We start from the raw sequence: 7,445 nt of genomic DNA on the forward strand, positions 1-7,445 counted from the left end.
CCAAGTCAAGAGAAATGCTTAATTAATTTTGCCGCAGTTCAAACAATATAAATATTGGCCTTTCGGATCATTAAATTTTGTGAGTATATCTATAGACTGCTTAACTTGTTTTGTTTGTTGCGGCAGGCCGATCACATTAATAATCGCATTTTGTACCGCACTTTTTGCACTGTGATGAAGCGGTGCAAATAATTGCCCCAGCAAGCTATCATTTTTTTCCTGCATCCATTCCAACCCATAATCATCAAGCTCAGCCAACATAGCTGCTCGAGCTACCGCCGCATAAAATGTGCCATTCTCATCAACCAAATCAAGATCTGCCGCTACACGGCCTAACCAAATTTGACCTTGTGCCACTTTATCCACCTGTGCTTTGGTAAGATTACGACGACCTTGGCTTACCACATCTAAAAAGCGATCATAACCATGTTCAATATTTAGCTGCACAACATCCTTTACATCTTGCGATAAGCCGGAAGTCAATCCACTTTCGCTTAACGTAGATGTAGCAATACCGTCTGTTGTAATACCGACTTTTTTCAAGGTTTTTTCAAAGGTAGGGAACATCGCAAAAATACCGATTGAACCGGTAATTGTGTTACGATCTGCCACAATCCAATCTGCCGTACTGGAAATCCAATAACCGCCTGATGCCGCCATACTGCCCATAGACACTACCACCGGTTTTTTAGCGATTTGCAGATTATCCACTTCTTGACGAATTAATTCCGAGGCAAAAGCACTACCGCCGGGGCTGTTTACTCGTAAAATTACCGCTTTTACTTTAGGATCATCATGAGCCTGACGTAATAAACGGGCAATCGTATCACCACCGGCATTGGTTTCGTCGCTTTCACCGTCAATAATCGTTCCTTCAACATTCACCACTGCAATTTTGTCGGACTTCTCTGTTGTCATACGATCCGGTAAGGCAGCCAAATAACCGAATAAATCAATGGAGCGAAATTTATGTTCATCATTTTCACCAAATAATTCGATTAGTTGTGCATTTATTTCCGCCCGAGTCGCCAAATCCGTCACTAAATTACGCTGTTTGGTATAAGATGTTGTATCCCCTTTTAATGCTTTTAATTCGGTTAAATATTGTTGGGCTTCAGGTAGCACGGCTTCCGGTTTAATGTCACGATTTGCTGCCACGATTTGGCGATAATCATTCCACATCGGTTCAAGCCATTGTTTGGCATTTTGCTTGGCTTCCAGTGACATATCATCCCGCAAAAACGGTTCAACGGCAGATTTATAAGTACCTACACGAAAAATGTGCGGTGTGATTGCCAATTTTTCTAACATGGATTTGTAGTATAAATTTTGATAGGCTAAACCGTGAATATCCACTTCACCGGCTTTATTCAAATAAATTTTGTCAGCGTAACTTGCCAGCAAATATTGTGATTGACCATAATTATCGGACATCGCTACTACGGTTTTACCGGAATGTTTAAAGCGAGATAAGGCCACTCCAATATATTCAATCGACGGTAAATCAGCCCCTTCAAAATAATTAAGATCGAGCACAATACCTTTAATTCGATCATCATTAATAGCTTGTTCAATAGCATACACCACATCAAAGGTGGAAATTTGCATTGGGATATGCTGATTCTCAAAACGTTGTACCGCAGTTCTTAAACTTTCCACTTCACGATTATCTGCCAAATAGCCGTCAAGATTGAGTAATAACGCCCCTTGCTTACCTTGCAGAACAGCGGTTGTATCGGTTTTAGCATGATAAGTTGACACTAAACTGAATACCGTTAATGCCAACATAACAAATAGCAAAAACACAATATTCATGACACAATCACGAATAAAATTTAATACTCGCCAGCAATATTTAATAAAATTTAAAATAGATCGCATATGTTTCCCTTGAAATAGCCCTTAAGGGCGGTTAAAAATTTTGTTAAAATACTTTAACACAAATTCAATATATCAAAAAGGAACAATATAATGGATGCGCTTACATTATTAACTACCCGCCGTTCAGAAAAAAAATTAACCGTTCCGGTACCAAATAAAGCTCAGTTAACACAAATGTTTCAAGCCGCTTTACATGCCCCGGATCACGGGAAACTACATCCTTATCGCTTTGTTGTGATCGAAAACGAGGCACGTCAGGCATTAGCAAATTTACTCAAAAATGCGGTAGTTGAATTTGATTTAGGTGAAGAACGCTTGAAAAAGGCGGAAGGTGTTGCCACTAAGGCGCCGATGATAATTGTAGTTATTGCCAAAATCGATAAAACCATTAAAAAAGTACCCGCTTGGGAACAAATGCTGTGTGCCGGTAGTGCGACCTATGCCTTACAGCTTGCCGCCAATGCACAGGGTTTTGCAAATGTGTGGGTAACAGGCCCTTGGGTGGACGGTTCTGATTTACGTGAAGCCTTTGAATGTGAAGAAAACGATAAAATCATTGCATTTTTAATGCTCGGCACTGCAGAAGAAAAAACCGAACGGGAAGTGAAAGTTGCAGATACCACTAAATTTGTCAGTTATTTATAAAGCCTGTAATTAAAAAGTGCGGTTGAAAATTTTTATTTTTTCAACCGCACTTGAGGATTACAAATTAAAACCCTTCTTTCAAACTCACCGTTAAGTTAAACACTAAATGTTCCGGATGGCTGTCTTTACTGTCTGCACAATAATAACCTTCCCGTTCAAATTGATAAGCCTGTTCCGCTTGTGCGTTGAATAAGGATTTTTCCACTACGCCGTGTTTCACCACTAAAGATTCCGGATTTAATACCGCTTCGATATTCTCTTCCGCCCCCGGATTCGGCACGGTAAACAAACGGTTATACACACGAAATTCTGCCGGATAGTTATCTTCGGCAGAAACCCAATGGATTACGCCTTTTACCTTGCGACCGTCCGCCGGATTTTTGCCTAAAGTGTCTGGATCATAAGTACAATAAACCGTTGTAATATTGCCGTTTTCGTCCTTTTCCACCCGTTCGGCTTTAATCACATAAGCGTTACGCAAACGCACTTCTTTGCCTAACACTAGACGTTTATATTGCTTGTTCGCTTCTTCACGAAAATCCGCTTCATCAATAAAGATCTCTCGGGTAAACGGCAATTCGCGAGAACCTAATTCTTCGCGATTCGGGTGATTTGGTGCGTGCAAAATTTCTTTCTCACCAAAATTTTCAATTACTACTCTTAAGGGATTTAACACCGCCATTGCACGGGGGGCGTTGGTGTTTAAATCATCGCGGATACAGGCTTCTAACGCACTGTATTCCACCATGTTATCTTGTTTGGTGACACCGATACGGCGGGCAAATTCACGCAGAGAAGCCGGTGTGTAACCGCGGCGGCGTAAGCCGGAAATGGTCGGCATACGCGGATCATTCCAACCGTCCACCACTTGCTCTTCCACCAATTTCATCAGCTTACGTTTAGATGTCAGTGTGCTTTCCAGATTCAAACGGGAAAATTCATATTGGTGCGGCAACGGACGTTCGATAGAAATATTGTCCAACACCCAATCATATAAACGGCGGTTGTCTTGGAATTCCAAGGTACACAACGAATGAGTGATACGCTCGATAGCATCAGAAATACAATGAGTGAAATCGTACATCGGGTAAATGCACCATTTATCACCGGTTTGGTGATGGCTGGCAAATTTAATGCGGTATAGCACAGGATCACGCATAACCATAAACGGTGATGCCATATCAATTTTAGCACGCAATGCCGCTTTGCCTTCTGCAAATTCACCGTTTTTCATTTTTTCAAACAAAGCTAAGTTTTCTTCTACGCTGCGATCACGATACGGACTGTTTTTGCCCGGTTCCGTTAACGTGCCACGATATTCACGCATTTGTTCCGGTGAGAGCTCATCCACATAGGCTAAGCCTTTTTCAATTAATTCAATGGCGTAACCGTAAAGCTGATCAAAATAATCGGACGCATAATGCGTTTCGCCGTGCCATTTAAAACCAAGCCATTCCACATCGCGTTTGATGGAGTCCACATATTCCACGTCTTCTTTCACCGGATTGGTGTCATCAAAACGCAAATTGCACCAGCCTTGATAATCTTCCGCAATACCGAAGTTCAGGCAAATGGATTTTGCGTGACCAATATGCAAATAACCGTTTGGTTCAGGTGGAAAGCGGGTGTGGATTTGTGTATGCTTGCCGGCTGCCAAATCTTCATCAATAATTTGACGGATAAAATTGGTTGGTTTGATTTCTGCTGTTTCTGTCATTGTTATCCCATTATTCTGTCATGTTTAACTAAAAAATTCTGACTATTTTACACTGTTTATGCGCATAACAAAAGTGCGGTAAAATTTTTATAATTTTAACCGCACTTGACTTGCGAAACATGGCTTATACATCCAGCAAAATCAAAATCGCCGCATCGCCCCCCCATTCTTTCGGCGCTTGATGCAAAGCCCGTATATTAGGATGTTGAACTAACCAACGGGGAATTTGCTTTTTCAGCGTATAAGTGCCGTAACCGGTCATAATACTGGCACAATAAATATGTTCATGCTGACAGGCTTGAATCAAGGCGGCTAATTCCCGTTTAGCTTCTTCGCGTGTCAATCCATGTAAATCCAAAAACAAAGCCGGTGAAAAATCGCCTCGTCGCAACTGTTTCAGTAAATGCGAATCTTCTCCCGCCCGCAAATACTTTACTTTATCCTCTTCATTTAAGTGCGGTTCATATTCATCGGAAAAATAAAACAGTGTATCTTCCGTTTCCCGCACCTCGCGGATTTCCGCTTTCTTTTTCAAATTTATTCTTGGGGCAACATAAGTATTTTGCTTGATTTTTTTCACGCCCTTCACGGCTTCTTTAAATAAATTAATATCGTCTTGTTCTAACATTTTTCTACTCTTTATATTTCAATCCGTCAAATGCTAACATCATTAAGCTAAATATGCTATATTGCACCAAATTTTACTCCCATCTAAGGAATATAGAATGCAAAAATACGAAAAATTTAATCAGGATTTATTGGAATCTATTCAATTCGATCAGGTTACGCAGAATCTGTTGACCATTAAAGATTATTTACGTTGGGCATACAGTATGTTTAACCGTTCCGATATTTTTTTCGGACAAGGCTTAGACAATGCCTGGGATGAAGCTTCTCAGCTAATTTTGCACGGACTCGCACTACCGATGGATGTGCCGACAGAACTTTACGATACCCGCCTGACTCAATCCGAAAAACAAATACTGGTAAATTTGATTTCCGAACGCTTGGAAAAACGCATTCCGGTGGCTTATCTCACTAACTCATCGTGGTTTTGCGGATTAGAATTTTATGTAGATGAACGCGTATTGATTCCCCGTTCCCCTATTGGTGAGCTGATTCAGCAGCATTTTGAAGGCTTTTTGCAAGATGAACCGCAACGCATTTTGGATATGTGCACCGGCAGCGGCTGTATTGCTATTGCTTGTGCTGCCGAATTTCCCGGAGCGGAAGTGGATGCCGTAGATCTGTCATCTGAAGCATTACAAGTGGCCGAAATGAATATCGAACGCCACGGATTAAGCCATCGAGTTTTTCCACTACAATCGGATTTATTCGATCAGCTGCCGCAAGATCAATATGATCTTATCGTCACCAACCCGCCTTATGTGGACAAAGAAGATATTGACGATATGCCGAAAGAATTCCGCCACGAACCGTTGATGGCATTGGAAGCCGGTCATGACGGTTTGATTCTGGTTAAGCAAATCTTAGCTCAATCGGCTGATTATCTCACCGATAACGGCATATTGATTTGCGAAGTGGGTAATAGTATGGTGCATTTAATACAACAATATCACGATGTACCGTTCCAATGGATTGAATTTGAGCAGGGCGGTGACGGCGTATTCGCTTTAGATAAAGCCACTTTATTATTACACCATGAAAAATTCGTTATGACATAAAAGTGCGGTATAAATTAACAAAATTTCAACAAATTCAGATTGGATTTTTTTAAGTTTTACACAGACTTATATTTGTCAAGAGAAGTAATTCAAATTTTTGAAAAATTTTCTAAAAAATTTACTGGATTTTTATTAACTAATTGATTTTAAATAAAATGTTATTTTACAATCAATTTAAAGATAAAATCGTCCGTAGCCTGTTTTTATAAGACTTTAGGCGTTCTAAAACAAAATAACTCACAGAGTTATCCACAGGTGTTGTGGATAGAAAATTTAATAAATCAATTGGAGAAATATTTGTAAATAAATCATTGACAACAGCGATTCAACGCACTATTATTCGCACCAAATGATTTAATATAAAAACTTATTCCTCCTTAGTTCAGTCGGTAGAACGGTGGACTGTTAATCCATATGTCGCTGGTTCAAGTCCAGCAGGAGGAGCCAGTTTTATCTTTTGATTAGTTTTTATTTGTCTCCTTTTATAAAAACTAGATACAGTCAAAAGATTTTGGCCTATAGGTGTTCTATGGGCTTTTATTTTTTGTAGTCTCTCAATCCAATCACTTTATTTTTCCTTCTGTTTTCTAGATTCATTATGATGGTGCATCATTACTTATGATGCATCACTAGAAAACGAGAACAGCGAGCGACGATTAAGACGTATTGCCAAACATTGCCCAAACTACGGGACAAGAGTACAATATTCAGTATTTGAATGCGAAGTAATCTCGGTTCCATGGATTAAATTAAAAAGTTGAACACTACGGTGCAAAAGCCTCGATTGATATTTTCCGCACTCCTCTTATCATTTAATTTATCGCTAACCTCCTGTTCTCATTAAATTGCTGTAAGGTTAGCACACGTCTCCTATCAATAAATTGAATAGGTTAGAAAACCAAAGGATTTATTGATATACTTCATCTGTCAATTTTTGGTAAGGTTAGCGTAAACCGCACTCTTCACCATTGATAGATGTGTTATCCTCATGATGGCACTCGCACCTTTCACGGGTGCGTGAGTTGAAACCCCAACGTTTTTGACTAATTTCGCTTTTGGCGTCCTCGCACCTTTCACGGGTGCGTGAGTTGAAACACTTTATAAGCATTAATGACGGCATCTAGCTTTCTCGCACCTTTCACGGGTGCGTGAGTTGAAACTGCCCAAGCGATTTGTTTTGGTGTGCCGGTTAGCCTCGCACCTTTCACGGGTGCGTGAGTTGAAACTTTAACAAATTTACCTAAGAACTAATTTACCAACCTCGCACCTTTCACGGGTGCGTGAGTTGAAACGTAGTGGTGTATCAGTGTAGTGATACACTAATCTTGCAGTCCTCAATAGGTGGTAAAATACCATCCAAAAGAGGAAACCAAAATGAAACAATCAAGACGCACATTTAGCCCTGAATATAAAGCAGAGGCAGTAAAACTCGTTACAGAACAAGGTTATTCAGTTTCTCAAGCTTGTCGAGAGTTAAAAGTGGGAGAAACGGCATTACGTCGTTGGCTGTCGCAAAT

The 7,445-nt window shown here is 40.2% G+C and carries 6 protein-coding genes, 1 tRNA gene, 1 pseudogene and 1 CRISPR repeat array; of the genes and pseudogenes, 5 read left to right on the plus strand and 3 right to left on the minus strand.

Annotation, left to right across the window (positions count from 1 at the left end; genetic code table 11):
- Nucleotides 1-18 precede the first annotated feature (18 nt).
- Entirely contained in the window at nt 19-1,881 is a 1,863-nt protein-coding gene (sppA, locus tag EDC44_RS11320) for a signal peptide peptidase SppA (RefSeq protein WP_131978998.1), read from the minus strand.
- 90 nt (nt 1,882-1,971) lie between these two features.
- Here sppA and EDC44_RS11325 point away from each other — a divergent pair, with 90 nt between their 5' ends.
- Nucleotides 1,972-2,526: an NAD(P)H nitroreductase gene (locus tag EDC44_RS11325; RefSeq protein ID WP_131979001.1), complete on the plus strand. Its 555-nt coding sequence runs from the start codon at nt 1,972-1,974 to the stop codon at nt 2,524-2,526.
- A 64-nt stretch (nt 2,527-2,590) separates the two neighbouring features.
- Here EDC44_RS11325 and glnS read toward each other — a convergent pair whose 3' ends face one another.
- Together glnS and smrB are read right to left on the minus strand one after the other, a co-directional pair.
- Nucleotides 2,591-4,243: a glutamine--tRNA ligase gene (gene glnS, locus EDC44_RS11330; RefSeq protein WP_131979004.1), complete on the minus strand. Its 1,653-nt coding sequence runs from the start codon at nt 4,241-4,243 to the stop codon at nt 2,591-2,593.
- Between the two features lie 124 nt (nt 4,244-4,367).
- Nucleotides 4,368-4,871, minus strand: a complete 504-nt coding sequence (gene smrB, locus EDC44_RS11335; RefSeq protein WP_131979007.1) for an endonuclease SmrB — start codon at nt 4,869-4,871, stop codon at nt 4,368-4,370.
- A 97-nt stretch (nt 4,872-4,968) separates the two neighbouring features.
- Between smrB and prmB the strand changes: the two genes are divergently transcribed.
- From prmB to EDC44_RS11355, 4 genes and pseudogenes are all read left to right on the plus strand, one after another.
- Entirely contained in the window at nt 4,969-5,928 is a 960-nt protein-coding gene (prmB, locus tag EDC44_RS11340; protein ID WP_131979010.1) for a 50S ribosomal protein L3 N(5)-glutamine methyltransferase, read from the plus strand.
- Nucleotides 5,929-6,299: 371 nt separating this feature from the next.
- A tRNA-Asn gene (locus EDC44_RS11345) sits at nt 6,300-6,375 on the plus strand.
- A gap of 161 nt (nt 6,376-6,536) precedes the next feature.
- Nucleotides 6,537-6,744 (plus strand): annotated as a pseudogene (gene cas2, locus EDC44_RS11350) (CRISPR-associated endonuclease Cas2).
- Between the two features lie 181 nt (nt 6,745-6,925).
- Nucleotides 6,926-7,220: direct repeats of the CRISPR family, unit length 32 nt; unit sequence CTCGCACCTTTCACGGGTGCGTGAGTTGAAAC.
- Nucleotides 7,221-7,302: 82 nt separating this feature from the next.
- Nucleotides 7,303-7,445, plus strand: a 143-nt coding sequence (locus tag EDC44_RS11355; protein ID WP_165870263.1) for a transposase, incomplete at its 3' end; no start/stop codon positions are given.

It is taken from the genome of Cricetibacter osteomyelitidis (assembly GCF_004340985.1).
Taxonomy (GTDB): Bacteria; Pseudomonadota; Gammaproteobacteria; order Enterobacterales; family Pasteurellaceae; genus Cricetibacter; species Cricetibacter osteomyelitidis.